17 protein-coding genes are annotated in these 15301 nt (G+C 59.1%); 8 read left to right on the top strand and 9 right to left on the bottom strand.

The genetic code is table 11. The features are described 5' to 3' along the window. Positions 1–128: 128 nt before the first annotated feature. From SJY32_RS05255 to SJY32_RS05230, 6 genes are all read left to right on the top strand, one after another. Complete coding sequence (locus tag SJY32_RS05255; RefSeq protein ID WP_376872470.1) at positions 129–1652, top strand: cytochrome b/b6 domain-containing protein; 1524 nt, start codon at positions 129–131, stop codon at positions 1650–1652. A 253-nt stretch (positions 1653–1905) separates the two neighbouring features. Continuing rightward, positions 1906–2277: a 30S ribosomal protein S6 gene (gene rpsF, locus SJY32_RS05250; RefSeq protein WP_376872468.1), complete on the top strand. Its 372-nt coding sequence runs from the start codon at positions 1906–1908 to the stop codon at positions 2275–2277. Between the two features lie 20 nt (positions 2278–2297). Next, on the top strand, positions 2298–2525 hold the full coding sequence (gene rpsR, locus SJY32_RS05245; RefSeq protein WP_374801082.1) for a 30S ribosomal protein S18: 228 nt from the start codon (positions 2298–2300) through the stop codon (positions 2523–2525). Positions 2526–2537: 12 nt separating this feature from the next. Continuing rightward, positions 2538–3116 (top strand): 50S ribosomal protein L9, encoded by a 579-nt coding sequence (gene rplI / locus SJY32_RS05240; RefSeq protein WP_376872464.1) that lies wholly within the window; start codon positions 2538–2540, stop codon positions 3114–3116. Positions 3117–3265: 149 nt separating this feature from the next. Then, a complete protein-coding gene (locus SJY32_RS05235; RefSeq protein ID WP_376872461.1) occupies positions 3266–3694 on the top strand; it encodes an MliC family protein in 429 nt (142 codons plus the stop codon). A gap of 148 nt (positions 3695–3842) precedes the next feature. Continuing rightward, entirely contained in the window at positions 3843–4424 is a 582-nt protein-coding gene (locus SJY32_RS05230) for a YceI family protein (RefSeq protein WP_376872459.1), read from the top strand. A 143-nt stretch (positions 4425–4567) separates the two neighbouring features. Here SJY32_RS05230 and tig read toward each other — a convergent pair whose 3' ends face one another. Then, positions 4568–5896, bottom strand: a complete 1329-nt coding sequence (tig, locus tag SJY32_RS05225; protein ID WP_376872457.1) for a trigger factor — start codon at positions 5894–5896, stop codon at positions 4568–4570. 266 nt (positions 5897–6162) lie between these two features. Between tig and SJY32_RS05220 the strand changes: the two genes are divergently transcribed. Then, positions 6163–6684, top strand: a complete 522-nt coding sequence (locus SJY32_RS05220) for a cupin domain-containing protein (protein WP_376872455.1) — start codon at positions 6163–6165, stop codon at positions 6682–6684. 149 nt (positions 6685–6833) lie between these two features. Next, the gene (locus tag SJY32_RS05215) at positions 6834–7094 is read left to right on the top strand and encodes a glycine zipper 2TM domain-containing protein (RefSeq protein WP_376872452.1); all 261 of its coding nucleotides are present in this window, start codon (positions 6834–6836) and stop codon (positions 7092–7094) included. Positions 7095–7254: 160 nt separating this feature from the next. Here the strand turns inward: SJY32_RS05215 and queE are convergent, their stop codons facing one another. The 8 genes from queE to SJY32_RS05175 all read right to left on the bottom strand — a co-directional run bounded on the left by queE (position 7255) and on the right by SJY32_RS05175 (position 15119). Continuing rightward, positions 7255–8025 (bottom strand): 7-carboxy-7-deazaguanine synthase QueE, encoded by a 771-nt coding sequence (gene queE, locus SJY32_RS05210; RefSeq protein WP_376872450.1) that lies wholly within the window; start codon positions 8023–8025, stop codon positions 7255–7257. Continuing rightward, the gene (locus SJY32_RS05205) at positions 8022–8378 is read right to left on the bottom strand and encodes a 6-pyruvoyl tetrahydropterin synthase family protein (RefSeq protein WP_376872447.1); all 357 of its coding nucleotides are present in this window, start codon (positions 8376–8378) and stop codon (positions 8022–8024) included. Before SJY32_RS05205 ends, queE begins: the two co-directional genes overlap by 4 nt. Then, on the bottom strand, positions 8378–9094 hold the full coding sequence (gene queC / locus SJY32_RS05200; protein WP_376872445.1) for a 7-cyano-7-deazaguanine synthase QueC: 717 nt from the start codon (positions 9092–9094) through the stop codon (positions 8378–8380). The genes SJY32_RS05205 and queC overlap by 1 nt, the downstream gene beginning before the upstream one ends. Positions 9095–9529: 435 nt before the next feature. After that, positions 9530–10735 (bottom strand): Hint domain-containing protein, encoded by a 1206-nt coding sequence (locus tag SJY32_RS05195; protein WP_376872443.1) that lies wholly within the window; start codon positions 10733–10735, stop codon positions 9530–9532. 469 nt (positions 10736–11204) lie between these two features. Beyond that, entirely contained in the window at positions 11205–11954 is a 750-nt protein-coding gene (locus SJY32_RS05190) for an SDR family oxidoreductase (RefSeq protein ID WP_376872440.1), read from the bottom strand. After that, the gene (locus SJY32_RS05185; protein WP_376872437.1) at positions 11951–13273 is read right to left on the bottom strand and encodes an FAD-dependent oxidoreductase; all 1323 of its coding nucleotides are present in this window, start codon (positions 13271–13273) and stop codon (positions 11951–11953) included. Before SJY32_RS05185 ends, SJY32_RS05190 begins: the two co-directional genes overlap by 4 nt. Further along, positions 13270–13701, bottom strand: coding sequence for a GtrA family protein (locus tag SJY32_RS05180; RefSeq protein ID WP_376872435.1), 432 nt, complete (start codon positions 13699–13701; stop codon positions 13270–13272). The genes SJY32_RS05185 and SJY32_RS05180 overlap by 4 nt, the downstream gene beginning before the upstream one ends. Further along, positions 13698–15119, bottom strand: coding sequence for a UbiA family prenyltransferase (locus SJY32_RS05175; RefSeq protein WP_376877579.1), 1422 nt, complete (start codon positions 15117–15119; stop codon positions 13698–13700). The genes SJY32_RS05180 and SJY32_RS05175 overlap by 4 nt, the downstream gene beginning before the upstream one ends. Positions 15120–15301 lie beyond the last annotated feature (182 nt).

Genomic DNA, 15301 nt, shown 5'->3' with positions numbered 1-15301 from the left:
CCTGCTTCCCGCCAAACAGGAACGGTAAGGCCGCCTAACTGCGCGCAAGCCTGTAGCATTCGCCCCGAAACTGGCTAAACTCGCCTTAACTCTCGCAATTTGACGTTTCCAGATCACAAGGTTTCCCCATGATCACCGCCCCCCAACCGACATTCACCAATACGCGCACACGTTTCGGCCTTGTGGCGCGCGTTCTGCACTGGCTCACAGCCCTGTTGATTTTGACTGCAATCGGCCTCGCGCTCTACACGGAACTCTTGCCGCGCGGGACGGAAGAAGGTCGCGCGCAGTTGATGCAAATCTTCTCTTGGCACAAAACTCTGGGCGTCACGGCCTTCTTCACCGCGCTTATCCGGATCGTGTGGGCGATCTCCCAACCCCATCCCGTTGAAATCCACCCCGAACGCCACTTAGAAAACTTCACCGCGAAACTCATGCATTGGATGCTCTACGGCGCGATGCTGATCATGCCGCTGTCGGGATGGATCTACCATTCAACCACCTCGGGCTTTGCGCCGATCCTGTGGCCCTTCCCGCAAGCGCTGCCATTTGTGCCGCAATCCGAATCCGTAGGACATATCGCAGAGGGCATTCACAAACTTTCGGCCAAGGTTCTCTATGTGGCGATTGGCCTGCATGTTTTGGGCGCGCTGAAACACGTATTCATGGATAAAGACGGCACCTTGGGCCGGATGACTTCCGGTGCGCCTGCCGGCCCCGCGATCCTGCCCCCTGAGAACACCGAACGCCACATCCTCGCGCCGGTCCTCGCGCTTGTGATCTGGCTCGGCGTGTTTGGTTTCGTCACCTTCGGCCCCGACCCGCGTGACGGCCGCATGCCGCCAGAGCAATCGACTGAGCAATCGACTGAGCAATCGACCGAGCCATCAACCGAGCAATCGCAAGCACCATCCGAGGACGCATCCGAAGCGCCGCAAGCCCCTGCAACGCCGGAAATCATGGATAAGGAAAACTCACTGGCCACGGGCGAACCCGCTCAGGACACAGCCGTAGAGGCCCCCGCCACCTCGTCCGCTGCGACGCCGACCGAAGCAGCGCCAACCGATGCCACCACCGATGCGCCGACCGACACACCGGCCGAAGACGCGGCACCGGCGGACACTAACGCATCCGCCCAAACCGAGGCCGCACAAGACCCCGCGCCGACTGGCAACTGGATGATGGAAACCGGCACCCTCTCCCTCGAGATCACGCAGATGGGCTCCTCCGTCACCGGCAGCTTCGCGAGCTTCGCCCCCGTCATCACCTACGACGAGGCAACCCGCACCGGCGATGTCATCGTGACAGTCGATATCGGCTCGCTCACGCTGGGCTCCGTCACCAAAGAAGCGCTGGAGTCGGATTTCTTCAATGAAAGCGCCTTCCCGCAAGCCATCTTCCAAGCGGCGATTACACCCGTTGAAGGCACGGACACGGCTCAGCATGTGGCGGTGGGCACGCTCACCGTGAAGGGCACTGAACAGCCCCTCACCTTGCCATTCACCCTCACGATTGAGGGCGATAAGGCCGTGATGTCAGGCAGCACCAGCCTGAACCGGCGCGACTACAATGTCGGCGAAAGCTACGAGCATGAGGCGACCGTGGCGCATAACGTCGATCTCTCGATCGATCTGCAAGCAACGCGGAAATAACATCCCGCATCCCCGCCCCGCTGCCCCTTTCCCCCGTCGGCTTTTGCCGGCGGGGGTTTCCATTTCCCGCGATCACCCCTGTCCCCGCCCCAACAAAACATCGCGCCGTCCAGACGTAGCGCTTGCATCCCGCCGCACATCCCTTATAAGGCCCCATCTTTCCGCATTTACGCAACCGGCGAAGCCTCTCGTGGTGGGCCGCGGGAAGATTGGCCCCACCTATGAAGCCGCCCGAGACAGTACAGGAGCCTACATGCCCCTTTATGAGCATGTCCTTATTGCGCGTCAGGATCTTTCCAACGCACAAGCCGAAGGCCTTATCGAACATTTCTCCACAGTTCTCGCAGACAACGGCGGCAAAGTCGTTGAGCACGAGTACTGGGGCGTGAAAACCATGGCCTACAAGATCAACAAAAACCGCAAAGGCCACTACGCCTTCCTCAAAACGAACGCCCCTTCGGCAGCCGTTTTGGAAATGGAACGCCTGTGCCGCCTGCATGACGACGTGATGCGCGTTCTGACCATCAAAGTTGATGGCCATGAAGAAGGCCCGTCCGTTCAAATGCAGAAGCGCGAAGAGCGCTCCGAGCGTGGTGATCGTGGCGAACGCCGCGAACGTCGTTGATCTTCGAGAGGAACTAAACCATGGCGAACAAACCATTCTTCCGTCGTCGTAAGGTCTGCCCGTTCTCCGGTGAGAACGCGCCTGCCATCGACTACAAAGATACCCGTCTTCTGCAGCGCTACATCTCCGAGCGCGGCAAAATCGTTCCGGCCCGCATCACTGCGGTTTCGGCAAAGAAACAGCGTGAGCTGGCCCGTGCAATCAAGCGCGCCCGCTTCCTCGCCCTGCTGCCCTACGCAGTGAAGTAAGGAGCCAAGCACATGCAAGTTATCCTTCTCGAACGTGTGGCCAAGCTCGGTCAAATGGGCGACGTCGTTTCCGTGAAAGACGGTTACGGCCGTAACTTCTTGCTGCCGCAAGGCAAGGCGCTTCGCGCGTCTGCTGCGAACATCAAGTCGTTCGAAGAGCGCAAAGCGCAACTCGAAGCTCGCAACCTCGAAACCAAATCCGAAGCCGAAGCACTGGCCGCCAAACTTGACGGCCAGCAATTCGTCGTGATTCGCTCGGCATCCGATGCCGGCGCGCTTTACGGTTCGGTCACTCCGCGCGACTGCGCTGAGGCGGCTGAAGCAGCTGGTTTCACAGTTGACCGTAAGCAGATCATCATCCTCAAGCCGATCAAAGATCTCGGCCTGCATGATCTGTCCGTCGTTCTGCACCCGGAAGTCACGGCAACGATCACCATGAACGTTGCACGCTCGGCTGAAGAAGCAGAGCTTCAAGCTTCGGGCAAGTCGATCCAAGACCTCGCAGCAGAAGCGGAAGCGGAAGCAGAATTCGAAATCGCAGAACTCTTCGACGAGATGGGCGCTGCGAACGAAGACGGCGAAGATATGTAATCCTCTCAGGATTGCGAAAATTGAAACCGCGCCTCACGAGGCGCGGTTTTTTTATGCGCATAATCCCGCCCACCCGCAAAACTGTGACGGGCACGCGGGTAGCAACGCGCGGCTGCCTCGCTTAGCTAATGCGAAACAGGAGGCCCTCTATGCTCGGAAAACCCATCCAAACCGCCCGCTCCAAACCGCTTGCGGCGGCCCTTGCCGCGATAATTGCCCTCACCGCCCTGCCCGTCGCCGCACAGATCCTGCGCGAGACGCAAGAGAACGCCGCCGAGCTGATCCAGACGCGCTACCTTTGCGAACGCGGCGCGATTGTGGAGGCCAGCTATATCACCGCCGCCTCCGGCGAGAGCTTCGCCGTTTTGCACGTTGAGGGCCGCCAGATTCCGATGACATCCGCGCCCGCGGCCTCTGGCGCGCGCTACCTCGCCACCGAGATGACCGGTGAGACGACAGGCGAGGGCTTCGCAGCGGGGCATGAGTGGTGGATCAAAGGAGATCACGCGCGGTTCAGCTGGATCGATCCTGATCCCTCGGAACAGGTTACGCTTCTGACCGATTGCACCGCGCAATAGCCATTCGTCTGTGCTGATCATAACAATTGCGCCATCACGCACCATTCTTCGCGCGCTACCGCACAGATTGTGTTTAAATCCTTCGAGTTGCGCTAAAATCTTAAGCTAGGCACATTGTGTCATCACCTTATTTAGGGAGTTACCCGTGATGAAATCCATTCTGCTTGCCGCTGGCCTCGCGACAGCGACCTTCACCGGCACCGCCGCCTTCGCCGCCCCCGAAGCTTATGTCCTCGACCCGAGCCACAGCCAGATCGTCTTCAGCTATAACCACCTCGGTTTCTCGACGACGACCGGCATGTTCTCTGGCTTCGAAGGCACGATCTCCTTCGATCAGGAAGATCCCGCCGCCTCCTCCGTCGAGGTCACCTTCCCTGTGAGCTCCATGATGACAGGCTGGGAAAAGCGCGATGCGCATTTCCAATCGGAAGACTTCTTCAACACGGCCCAGAATGCGGACGTCAGCTTCAAATCCACCAGCATCGAAGTGACCGGCGAGAAAACAGCCGATATCACGGGCGATCTGACAATGAACGGCACCACTAAGCCCGTAACCCTCAAAGCGGAAATGACGCAAATGGGTGACCATCCCATGCAGAAGAAGCCTTGGGTTGGGTTCAACGCGACGACCACGGTGATCCGGTCGGATTACGGGCTCGGCCAGTTCGCGCCTTTCGTATCCGATGAGGTCGAGATCATGATCTCCATCGAGGCGTCGAAAGCCGAATAAGGCCTAGAAAACGACGTCTTCACGCGCCGCAGCCCAGCGCTGCGGCGCGTTTTTTAATGCCGCCAACGCAACCAAGCCAACGCGCCATGAAAAAGGCCGCCCCAAGCAAGGGCGGCCTTTCCAATTTTCGCTCTCAAACGCGCTTACGCTTCGTCGAGGGCTTCAACTGCTTTTTGCAGATCTTCTTTCGAGACTTCTTTCTCGGTCACTTTCGCGCCTTCAGCGATGAAGTCGATGACCTTGTCTTCGAAGATCGGCGCACGCAGCTGCTGCTGCATTTGCGCGTTCTTCTGAACGAACTCGAAGAAGGCACGCTCTTGGCCCGGATACTGACGCGCTTGCATCATAACGGCTTGCGTCATCTCTTGATCGGTCACTTCGATCGACTGCTTGCGGCCGATTTCAGCGAGCAAGAGGCCCAGACGCACGCGACGCTCTGCGAGCTTCTTATGCTCGTCGGTTGCCTCGACAGTGCCGTGGTTGTGATCATGCACTTCCGGGTTTTCTTCGTGCCAAAGTTGGTGCGCGATTTGGCTTGCCTCTGCGTCCACCAAGGATGGCGGCAGATCGAAGGACACCAGACCGTCCAGCGCGTCCAACAGGCCACGCTTCATGACAGCGCGCGATGCGCCTTTGTATTCTTCTTCCAGACGATCCGCGATTTGCTTTTTCAGCGCTGCGAGATCTTCCGAACCAAATTTCTTTGCCAGCTCGTCGTCCAGCTCAGCCGCTTTCGGGGCTTTCACTGCTTTAACCGTGCATTTGAACAGGGCTTCTTTGCCTGCCAGATGCTCGGCGCCGTATTCGGCAGGGAAGGTCACGGTCACGTCAACCGCTTCATCCGCTTTCTTGCCGATCAGTTGATCTTCAAAGCCCGGGATGAACGAGTTGGAACCGAGCACGAGCGGGTAATCTTCGCCCTTGCCGCCTTCAAATGCTTCGCCATCAACGAAACCTTCGAAATCGATGATCACTTGATCGCCGCTTTCCGAAGCGCCGTCTTTATCGTCGAAGCTTTGTGCGTTTTTCGCGAGGTTTTCCAACGCTTCAACAACAGCAGCATCTTCCGCTTTCACAACGAGACGCTCAAGCGCGACGTTCGAGAAATCAACTTCCGGAATTTCTGGCAGCGCTTCGTACTCGACGGTCACGATAACATCGTCACCCTCTTTCCACGTTTCGCCGTCTTTCATCTCGATCTTCGGCTGCATCGCAGGGCGATCGCCGGAGGTTTCGAAATGCTTCGCCATAGCGCCGTCGATGGCTTCTTGCATCGCATCGCCCATCACGCGCTGACCGAACTGCTTGCGCAGCATCGGCAACGGAACCTTGCCCTTGCGGAAGCCCTTAACTTCGATCTCCGGCTGGGCTTCGAGAAGCTTCGCGACGACTTGCTCGTCAAGCTGGGCGGCAGTAAGCGTGACGGTATAGCCGCGCTTGAGGCCTTCGTTGAGGGTCTCGGTGACCTGCATGGGGGTTCCTCTATGCTATTGGGGCCGCAAAAAGCGGCACGTCCTAAATCAGCCGTTCTTCTAGTGATCACGGCACTTGCTGGCAAGGCGAAAACAAGGGGCGCACGCGCCATTTCGCGCCTCACGTCGGGAAAACAGCGCATTCGCGCGCAAACATGACGCCGCGACAGCGCCCACCTCTTGCCGGATGGGGTGGCGGCTGCTTTTCTTGGCGCAGACAGCATCGACCTCACAGATCCCCCTCCCTTCACGTTAAGGACGCCCCCATGACGGATAAGAACACGGCCGCCGATGCCACCTCCCCCCACCCCTATATTCTGCGCGGGCAAGATATCGCCGCCACCCAAGGCACCGATAAGACCCATTTCCTCAATCCGGCCGCCAAGCGCCGCAATATCTCGCTCGGCGATGCGACGGGGCTCACGGGTCTGGGCCTCCATCTCATGGAAATCCAACCGGGCTTCGTCTCGACCGAGCACCATAAACATCATCATGAGGATGAGGCGGTCTATATTCTTGAGGGCCAGGCCACGGCACGGATTGGAGACGAGAGTTTCTCCGTGCGGGCGGGTGATTTTATTGGCTACCCGAAGGGCGGTTTGGCACATTCGTTAAAAAACACTGGCGACGGCCCACTCAAATGCCTCGTTATAGGCGAGCGCTTGGCGCATGACGTTGGTGACTACCCCGACAAGTCCAAACGGATTTATCGCAATGCGGGCCTGCCTTGGTCGATTGTGCCGCTGGAGCACATCGAACATCTGGGCGACGAGATTGGCAAGAAATAGCCGCCACCACCGCCGCAACACCTGCGCGATCCCGACTTGAATTTTTTTCATTTTTAGGCGGAACCAATTCGCCCGTGGGACGTTGACTTGGTGAAACGCCGATGAGGACGCTTAAATCCTCACCTCGGCATGAAACAAGGATAACCGCGATGAAAAAATTGCTTCTCGTTCTTCCCGCAATGGCCTTGATGGCGGCATGCGACACACCGACCCAATCCGCCTTTGCGGGGGCTGGCGCGGGTGCGGCTGCGGGCGCGCTCGTGTCGTCGAAGGATGACCGTCTCGCAGGCGCCGCGATCGGTTCTACAATCGGGGCCATCGCAGGCGATTACGCAGGTCGCCAAAAAGAGGCGAATACCTGCACCTACCGCAACTCCGCAGGCCAAACCTATCAAGCGGCCTGCCCGTAACGACCCGCCTGTCGCGGTGGGTGCGCAGGTGAGGAGTCCCCTGCACATCCACCCAAGGCAAACTGCCTCTCTCCCTACGTTCCCTCACACCACACTAAACCGCGCACCCTTCACTCGGGGAGCGCGGCTTTTTTTTGGGGCCTGACAGGGGATTAGGCCGCTAGACGCCGCGTTTATTTCCCCACAAAAACACATGAAGTTGCGGCAAAACCCGCGCGCTGAACCACCGGTCTTTTGTCACCTTCTCGACCAGCCACAGCAAACGATCCGACAGCGCCCCCAAGTCAACCGGGACCTCTGGATCAACCTGCGGGTTGCCCGGCTGCAGGTAGAGCGGAAGGTCGGGGTATTGCGCCGCAACCAGTTGCGCCCAAACGTAATCCAGATCATCGAAGATCACGATCTTCAGCACAATCTTCGCCTGCATCATGCCCGCTTGCGCCGTCGCGGCCATGATGCAGGTTTCGAACTTCGCCCAATCCACCGTCTCGCCGCTGCTTGGCGGCTTCGGGCTCAGGACCAGCGTCGCAAGCTCTGCAAACCATGGCTGCGCGATGGAGCCTTGGGTCTCGCAGGCAAATCGGTATCCCTTCGCTTTGCCCGCCCCGATCAGTGGGCCGAAGTTCTGGATTGCGGGATTGCCGCCCGACAATGACACCGTCAGCGGCACGCCCCCTGACAGGTGCTCCACCTCCTGCCAGATCTGCTGCGAAGAGAGAGGCAGCCATTGCGCGCGGTGGGCCGAGTCGACGGCGTGCAAGCTATCGCACCACGAACACCGGTAATCACACCCCCCCGCCCGCACAAAGACGGTTGGCTCGCCAATCAAAGCGCCCTCGCCTTGTATCGTCGGCCCGAAAATCTCCGCGATGCGCAAAACCGGCTCCGACGCGTCGCGCAGGCTTACCGCACCCGCTGTCTGCGCCGTCATGGCCGATACTCCGCCCAAGTCTTCGGCGTTTCGCTGATTTTCACGGCAACCGTCTCGGGCCAACGCTCGGCGCACCACTCAAACAGATGCTTCGCGATCTGCTCGGCCGTCACACAGTGATCGCCCAAAACACTGTTGAGATGGCGGTGATCAAGCTGCTCATCAATATAGGCTTTGAGCACGCCGAGATCATGGTAATCGCGCACGAACCCATCCGCGTTGAGTGACGGCGCCGCCAATTCCACGACCACGACATAGTTATGCCCGTGCATCCGGTGGCATTGATGATCGCAGGGCAAGTGCAACAGCTGATGCGAGGCGGAGAAGTGGAATTCCTTGCTAATTTTGAACATCAGCGCCCCCCGATATCCGTTGCCGCCTTGCGTGCAACCGCCTCGCGCCAGAACCCATCATCCGCATATTGGGTCGGGTCGTCGATCCCCGCGATGTCAAATGCCTCGCGCCGCTCGACGCAGGTGCCGCAGCGCCCGCAATGCGCCGCCCCGCCTTTGTAACACGACCAAGTTTGATCAAAGCGCGTGCCATAGCGCGCGCCCACGGTGACGATATCGGCCTTTGAGCCATGGACGAAGGGCACGAACAAACGCACATCCGCATACCCGTCCAAGGCCGCGCGCTGCATCGCGTTGAACCGGTCGGTAAAATCGGGACGGCAATCGGGATAGATGAAGTGATCCCCCCCGTGCACCGCCGCCGCGACCGCATCATCCCCCGCCGCCGCCGCCACGCCAAAGGCGATCGTCAGCATAATGGCATTGCGATTTGGCACCACGGTCACGCGCATGGTTTCCTCCTCGTAATGGCCGTCGGGCACATCAATATCGGAGGTAAGCGCCGAGCCCGTCAACGCCGCGCCAATCGCCCGCATATCGATGACCTGATGAGGAACCGCCAGCCGCGCGGCACAGAGCGCGGCAAAGTCCAGCTCTTTACGGTGACGCTGGCCATAGTCGAACGAGATGAGACGGGTCAGTGTATGTTCGCGCGCGATCATATGTGCGAGCGAAACGGAATCTAATCCGCCGGAGCAGATAACTGTCGTTTTCATGATAATCCCTTGTTTTGATAACCGGGTAAGGCTGCGACCGGTGCGCGCCGTCTAACGGATCATCGCGCGTTTGCCAAGGGCGCGCGCGGATATCTAAATGCAAGGGATAAACAAAAAAGGCAGCGGTCACGCCAGGGGACGCGCCGCTGCCAAGGTAAGCACCGTGACCGAGGGAGAGATGGCCAAAAGGCTTGGCCGGTCTGGGGGGGCCGCCAATACAATAACCGATGTGGGGTCGGCTGGCAGGTATCGGGCGGCGTCGGTCGTCTGGTCACGATGCTTGTCGTCAGGGAGAGATATGAGATGTCACATCCTCAGCGTCGCAATCCTCCTGCCAATGCTTCTGCGGTTCAGGCGGCGCATTCAACGCGCGGAAAGTGTGGTGTGAGCCTTCCCGTGCAGTCAAAATGCACCGCGTTGAACCTGCGAAGCCCTTCAATTGGCTCGAAAATTGCTCCGTGATGGCTGGCGTGTGACGGTATGATCCTCCCTGTTCAGGCGCGCCAAACTGTCGCCCGCTTGAAGCGGCGCAGAATACGTGCGCGGTTCGATAAGTGTTTTGGAATTGAGTTCGGACAGCACCGCGATAGAGCGCATCGCATCCCCCCGAACGCGGGGCCGCGCACTCATACGCACCAAGTTCAAACCCGCCTGCGGCGCGGATCGACCCGCATGATCGCCAGCTTGCATTTGAGGTTTGGCGGGCTGATTGCCGATCTCGGTCAGAGTGCCATTGGCGAAGATCAACTCCTCCTCGGCCATCGCAAGTTGGTAAAACACCACCCCCCTGCCATCCTCGATCAGATCAATGCCTTCCACGCCAACCAACTGCCCCGCCGCCGCAAGACCTTCGCGGCGGCCGGTGACGAGCTCGGTTATGTTCGAGCGGATCAGGCAACGGTGCCCCTGCGCCACATATAAATCGGTCGCGGGCAAATCACCGCCCAGCGCACCCGCGAGGATGCGCACCGGACGCAGCCCCCGCGATTGCGCGATGTCGCGCGGCGTGTAGCAACGGCTTGTGATCTGGTCGACCTGTTGAAACCCGTGATCGACTGTCAGGATATGATCGGCTGGCGAGAGATCCTCAACCGCGACCTGCCCGCGCCGCGTCAATATCATCGTGCCCGCAACAAAGCCCGTCGCAGGGCCGCGCGCCAGATCTTCGATATCGTGCGGCGTGACCGTGAACGAGAGCACCGTATGCGCAAGAGCATAACTTTGCAGATCATCGGTGATGGCGTTGATCTTCCCGCACAACCGCGGATCTGCGCCGTTCAAACCGCCGGAAAGCGCGTTTGCTACCTCGTCAACCATCATCGCGAGATCACACTCAACGCCCTCAGAATCGTGCAGGCGAAGATAGGCCCCGTCGTCGCCCTCAAACGCCGTGACATAGAGCGGCACACGCAACGCGATCGCGATGCTCTCCCTTTCGGTCACATCGACGCGAAGATCCGCCCGCGCGCCCGTCACAGCGTGGCGCGAGAGGGCGGGCATACCCGTCATAGGCCCCGTCGCGGCCACCGCGAGAGGTACCGGTGCGCCGAGATCGGCAAGTTTCACAACTTGCGGATCGCCAAACCCGACGAGTCCGGCGCGTAACTTGAAGATTTCATTGATATGCGGACGGTCAGGCATCGCACCCTCGCTCAATAACTTTCGGATATACAAAAGTACTAGTGAACGAACATCGTTATCCAGAGTTAACCCGATACAGCCTTCGTGTCTACACCTCTGGGTTGTAAATCTTGCGATATGAGCCATTCGGAGATACGACGACACAGGCCCCGACTGAGGTCTTTTCTCGATTGGCCAAAAAAATAGTTATTTAAAACGCATATTTATAATGCCCAATACAATAAGGACATCAAGCATAATCGCCGCGTATTTGGTGAGAAAAATTATTCAAGAAACACAACGTTTCTAAATAGGAAACAGATCAAAATTTAAGCGAAGCCTCTGAGCCAACCTTCGCCAAGCGCGGCAGCACAGCGTGATCTCGCCTCCGCGATCTCATCCCCACGCCTCGGGAATGATACATACTTTCGGTCAGATCACGCCCCTAAACGCACCCCGTGACCGCGGAAAAAATCCCCGCAGATCGCCGTCAGAGGCTGAGTTTTTTGAACACCGCTTCGGGAATATTTCGGATGATTGCCATGATCACGCGCCAGATTTTGCGGGTATAGATGATGTTGTGCCCGCGCTGAACAGCCCTGAGAATAGCGTGAGCGACCTCGGACGGCTCGGCCGTCAATTTCTCCGGCAGATCCAGCCCCGCCGTCATCTGGGTGGCCACAAATCCCGGTTTGACCGTCACCACGTGAACCCCCGTCTTCGCCAGCCGGTTCCGCAGACCCGACAAAAACGCCGTGAACCCCGCCTTCGCGGAACCGTAGACATAATTGCTCGCGCGGCCCCGATCCCCTGCGACGGAGGACACGCCAACCAAAGTGCCGTGACCGGCCTTCTCCATCCTGTTGGCGCAGGCGCCCAGAATATGCGCCGGACCCTCAAAATTGGACCGCATGACCGCGCCAGCGGCGATGAAGTCCGTCTCGCTTTGCTCTTGCTCGCCCATAAAGCCGATCACGCTGATCACCACCTCCGGCGCCGCGGGCAGAGCGTCGAGAAACGCTTCATGGTCGGAGGTCGCGAGGACATCGAACTCATGCGCCGTGCAGGCGACATTGTATCGCAAGATGATGTCATCCACCGCCCCTTGCAAACTCGCCGCGTTCCGCGCGGCCAATTGGATCGGATGGCCCAGCGCCGCGAAAGCATGCGCACAGGCAAGCCCGATATCGGAGCGCCCGCCCAAGATAAGAACGGGGTCTGTGTTGAATGTCTTGGTCACAGTGAAAGTCTTTCTGAAAGGTTGGACGTAAAGCCGCGCCCGGGATCAAGCGCCTCCCTGCGATCCCGAAAGGCGGCGGCGCGCGGGTCGAGTGCGTGAAGCTCATCGGCCAAGAGGCGAGCGTCCTTCGCGAGATAAATGCGACCGCCAGAGGCTTTGACAATCGCGTGCAACCGGTCAAGCAAGGCGAAGGCTGTCTGTGTCGCCGGAAAATCAAGCGCCAGTGTGTAGCCTTCCATCGGGAAGGAAAACGCGCTCTGCGCAGGCCCCATCCGCTTGAGCACGGCTAGGAACGAGCCCTGCCCCGCAGCAGACACTGTCTCCAGCAAGGCGCGCATCGCGTCGGCCGAATTGGCCAAGGGGATCACGCATTGGAATTGCACAAACCCTTTGCGCCCGTAAATCCGGTTCCATCCTAGAATTGCGTCGAGCGGATAGAAATAACTATCCCAGTCAACGAAACTCACCCCCGCAGACCGCTTTGCCTTCCACCAATACAGCCGGTTGAACGCTGAAACCGTCAGCTTGTTGAGGGTAAAGATCGGCAGATCAAACGGGATCGCTTTTCGCGCCCGTGCCGGCGTATGCAGCGGACGGGCGCGCCGCCGGTTGCCGACCTCGGAAAGTTGGGCATGCTCCCCCAACATCACCAGAGATCGCCCGAGGTGCTCGCCCCGCGCGAGACAATCGATCCATGCCACCGAATAGGTCGCGCCCTGATTGGCCTCAAACAGCGCCATCGCCTCGTCGAGCGAGTCCGCAGGGAGTAGCGTCTGCTTGATCCAAGCGGTCTCGATCGGGCGCAAGCGGATCGCGGCGCGCAAAATCACGCCCGTGAGCCCCATCCCCCCCACCGTCAGATCAAAAAGATCGGCATTCTCATCGCGCGACAGACGCAGGACCGCGCCCGACGTCAGCATCAGGTCGAGCCAGTCGATCGTGCAGCGCATCGATCCATCAATATGGTGGTTTTTTCCATGCACATCGGCCGCAATCATGCCGCCGAGCGTCACGTATTTCGTCCCCGGCGTCACGAGCGGGAAAAACCCGCGCGGAACGAATGCGCTCAAAATATCCTCCAGCAGGGTGCCCGCCTCCGCCACGAGGACGCCCGTTGCCATGTCGAACGAGATCATCCGGTTCATCCGGCGCATATCCAGCGTGCCCGTCGCGCCCAAAGCCGCATCGCCGTAGCTGCGCCCGTTTCCGCGCGCGATTTGCGGCCCCTCTTTGACCGCGTCGCGCACCGCCTGTTCCGAGGGCCCTCGCGTGACCTTGCACTCGATGCGGGGATAGCGTCCCCAGCCTGACAGCTTCATACCGAGGCCTCCGTGCGGTTGAAGACGAAGCGCCGGTCGAGGTGGTATTTAACGACATAGCCGATCCCGAGGCCGAGAATGGCGCCCCCTTCGCGCGCGGCCTCCGTCCCCCAAACCAACCAAGCGCCGGTCTCGAACCCCCAGAAGATGAGGGTGGTGACGATCCCCATCGCGGTGTAGAGGCCGAATTTCTGGCTATGCGCCTTCACGCCCTTCTCCAGATCCGCGAAGATCCACCGTTTATCCAAGATATATTTGACAACAAGCCCGACCGCAGTGCCAAAGAACACGGCCAGCGCAAAACCGGCCGCCCCTGACCAGATCGCCAATATCAATCGCTGCGTCCCCAGATTAACCAGCGTCGCGAGAACGGCAAATGCCGCGAAGCGCAGAACCAATGTCGCCGGATGCAAGGCAGGACCGCTCAAAAGAACTTACCGATCAGCGCGATGCAAAATATAAGGGCAAAGCACGATAAACTCACTTTATCCTTCGCCGCAAAAACCACCGGATCATCATGCATTCGACCACGATGCGTCATCATTGCCATCCGGCTAAGCCAATAGATCATCACGATGCAGATCCCCCACAAAACCGAGGGCGATTTGTACAGCTGTGTCACGGCGGGCGAGTTCAGATACAGCGCCATCACCAAAACGGAGGTGTAACCGGCGGAAATCGACATCATCGCCACCATCATCAAATCACCCGCCTCATATCCCCGGCCATGGGCTTTGGCCTTCCCCGCCTTAATGCCATCGACCAACTCCGCCTGACGTTTTACCGCCGCAAGGGAGAGGAAGAAGAACACCGAAAACGCCAAAAGCCAGACCGTCAGATGCAGACCAGACGCCGCCGCACCCGCCAGAATCCGCACCGTATAAAGGCACGCCAGCGCGATGATATCGACCAAAAGGCGGCGTTTGAGGTAGAGGGAATAGGCCGTCGTCAGCACGTAATAGCCAATCATCACCAAGAAGAACTGCCAGCCGAGCAAGGCCGCCGTCAAGCAGCCCGCCGCCAGCAGACCGCCCGCCATCGTCCCGCCGAACCGGATCGGAATCGTCCCCGCGGCGAACGGACGCTTGCATTTGCGCGGATGCGCGCGATCCCCCGCGAGATCGAGAAGGTCGTTTGTCACATAGACTGAGGAGGCGATGAGGCTGAAGGAGATGAATGCGAGAAGGGATGTGAAGAAAGACCCGAACGTGACCTGATGGGCCGCAAGAATGGGCAAGAAAACAAGAATGTTTTTTAGCCACTGATGCGGCCGGATTGCCTTCATATAGGGGCGCAGGCTTGGCTTGAGCGTATCGAGATGTTCGATCTCGCCCGAGCATCGCACCGCCGCGCGCGTCGCGCCCGATGCATTCACCGTGATCGCTTTCGCCGCATGCTTCCAGATCGCGACATCCGCCGCATGGTCCCCCATGTAGATAAAGCCGCCCTCCCCGTAGAGAGATACGAGCCGGTCAGCCTTCGCCGCGCCTTTAAGATTTGTTTCGGCCTGCGTCCCGATGACGTCATCGAAGAGGCCGAGTTCAGCCCCCACACCGTCAGCGAGCGATTGATGGGTTGCCGTCACGAGCGCCGTCTTGCCGCCCGCCGCGCGCCAATCCTTCACGCGTTGCACAACTTCCGCGTCATAGGGCAGAGTCGCAAAATCGATATCCGATTTCGCCGCGAGATAAGACTTAAGCGCGGCCTTCCCCGCCCCGAGCGCCTTGATCGCACCAAAGGGTGTCATCCAATCCCGCGCGAAAGCCGACCAAAAGCTCTCATGCAGCATATCCGACCGCAATAGCGTCCCGTCGAGATCAACAACCAGCACCGTGCCTTTGGCGATCCGGGAATTCTCTAAGCAGATGACTGCGCACGACCGTGCAATTTTAAGAAGGTGACGCAACTGAAAGAGGTGCCAAGCTAAAAGACGTTTACCGCTATCCCTCAACCGATCACCGCAGAAAGCGTCATACACCTTCTATCGCCCAAGGTTTATGGGTGGATAATAAATCAATTCTCGAAAGA

The organism is Albirhodobacter sp. R86504 (genome assembly GCF_042466415.1).
Taxonomy (GTDB): domain Bacteria; phylum Pseudomonadota; class Alphaproteobacteria; order Rhodobacterales; family Rhodobacteraceae; genus Albirhodobacter.
Note: the sequence above shows the minus strand (reverse complement) of the source record. Positions and strands in the feature narration are given on the sequence as shown.

Excerpts from the sequence above, each read along its gene's own strand:
- rpsR (WP_374801082.1), top strand. The coding sequence starts at position 2,298 with ATGGCGAACAAACCATTCTTCCGTCGTCGTAAGGTCTGCCCGTTCTCC.
- SJY32_RS05255 (WP_376872470.1), top strand. The coding sequence starts at position 129 with ATGATCACCGCCCCCCAACCGACATTCACCAATACGCGCACACGTTTC.
- SJY32_RS05235 (WP_376872461.1), top strand. The coding sequence starts at position 3,266 with ATGCTCGGAAAACCCATCCAAACCGCCCGCTCCAAACCGCTTGCGGCG.
- tig (WP_376872457.1), bottom strand. The coding sequence starts at position 5,896 with ATGCAGGTCACCGAGACCCTCAACGAAGGCCTCAAGCGCGGCTATACC.
- queE (WP_376872450.1), bottom strand. The coding sequence starts at position 8,025 with ATGACGGCGCAGACAGCGGGTGCGGTAAGCCTGCGCGACGCGTCGGAG.
- SJY32_RS05185 (WP_376872437.1), bottom strand. The coding sequence starts at position 13,273 with ATGAAGCTGTCAGGCTGGGGACGCTATCCCCGCATCGAGTGCAAGGTC.
- SJY32_RS05195 (WP_376872443.1), bottom strand. The coding sequence starts at position 10,735 with ATGCCTGACCGTCCGCATATCAATGAAATCTTCAAGTTACGCGCCGGA.
- SJY32_RS05205 (WP_376872447.1), bottom strand. The coding sequence starts at position 8,378 with ATGTTCAAAATTAGCAAGGAATTCCACTTCTCCGCCTCGCATCAGCTG.
- queC (WP_376872445.1), bottom strand. The coding sequence starts at position 9,094 with ATGAAAACGACAGTTATCTGCTCCGGCGGATTAGATTCCGTTTCGCTC.
- SJY32_RS05220 (WP_376872455.1), top strand. The coding sequence starts at position 6,163 with ATGACGGATAAGAACACGGCCGCCGATGCCACCTCCCCCCACCCCTAT.
- SJY32_RS05230 (WP_376872459.1), top strand. The coding sequence starts at position 3,843 with ATGAAATCCATTCTGCTTGCCGCTGGCCTCGCGACAGCGACCTTCACC.
- rpsF (WP_376872468.1), top strand. The coding sequence starts at position 1,906 with ATGCCCCTTTATGAGCATGTCCTTATTGCGCGTCAGGATCTTTCCAAC.
- rplI (WP_376872464.1), top strand. The coding sequence starts at position 2,538 with ATGCAAGTTATCCTTCTCGAACGTGTGGCCAAGCTCGGTCAAATGGGC.
- SJY32_RS05215 (WP_376872452.1), top strand. The coding sequence starts at position 6,834 with ATGAAAAAATTGCTTCTCGTTCTTCCCGCAATGGCCTTGATGGCGGCA.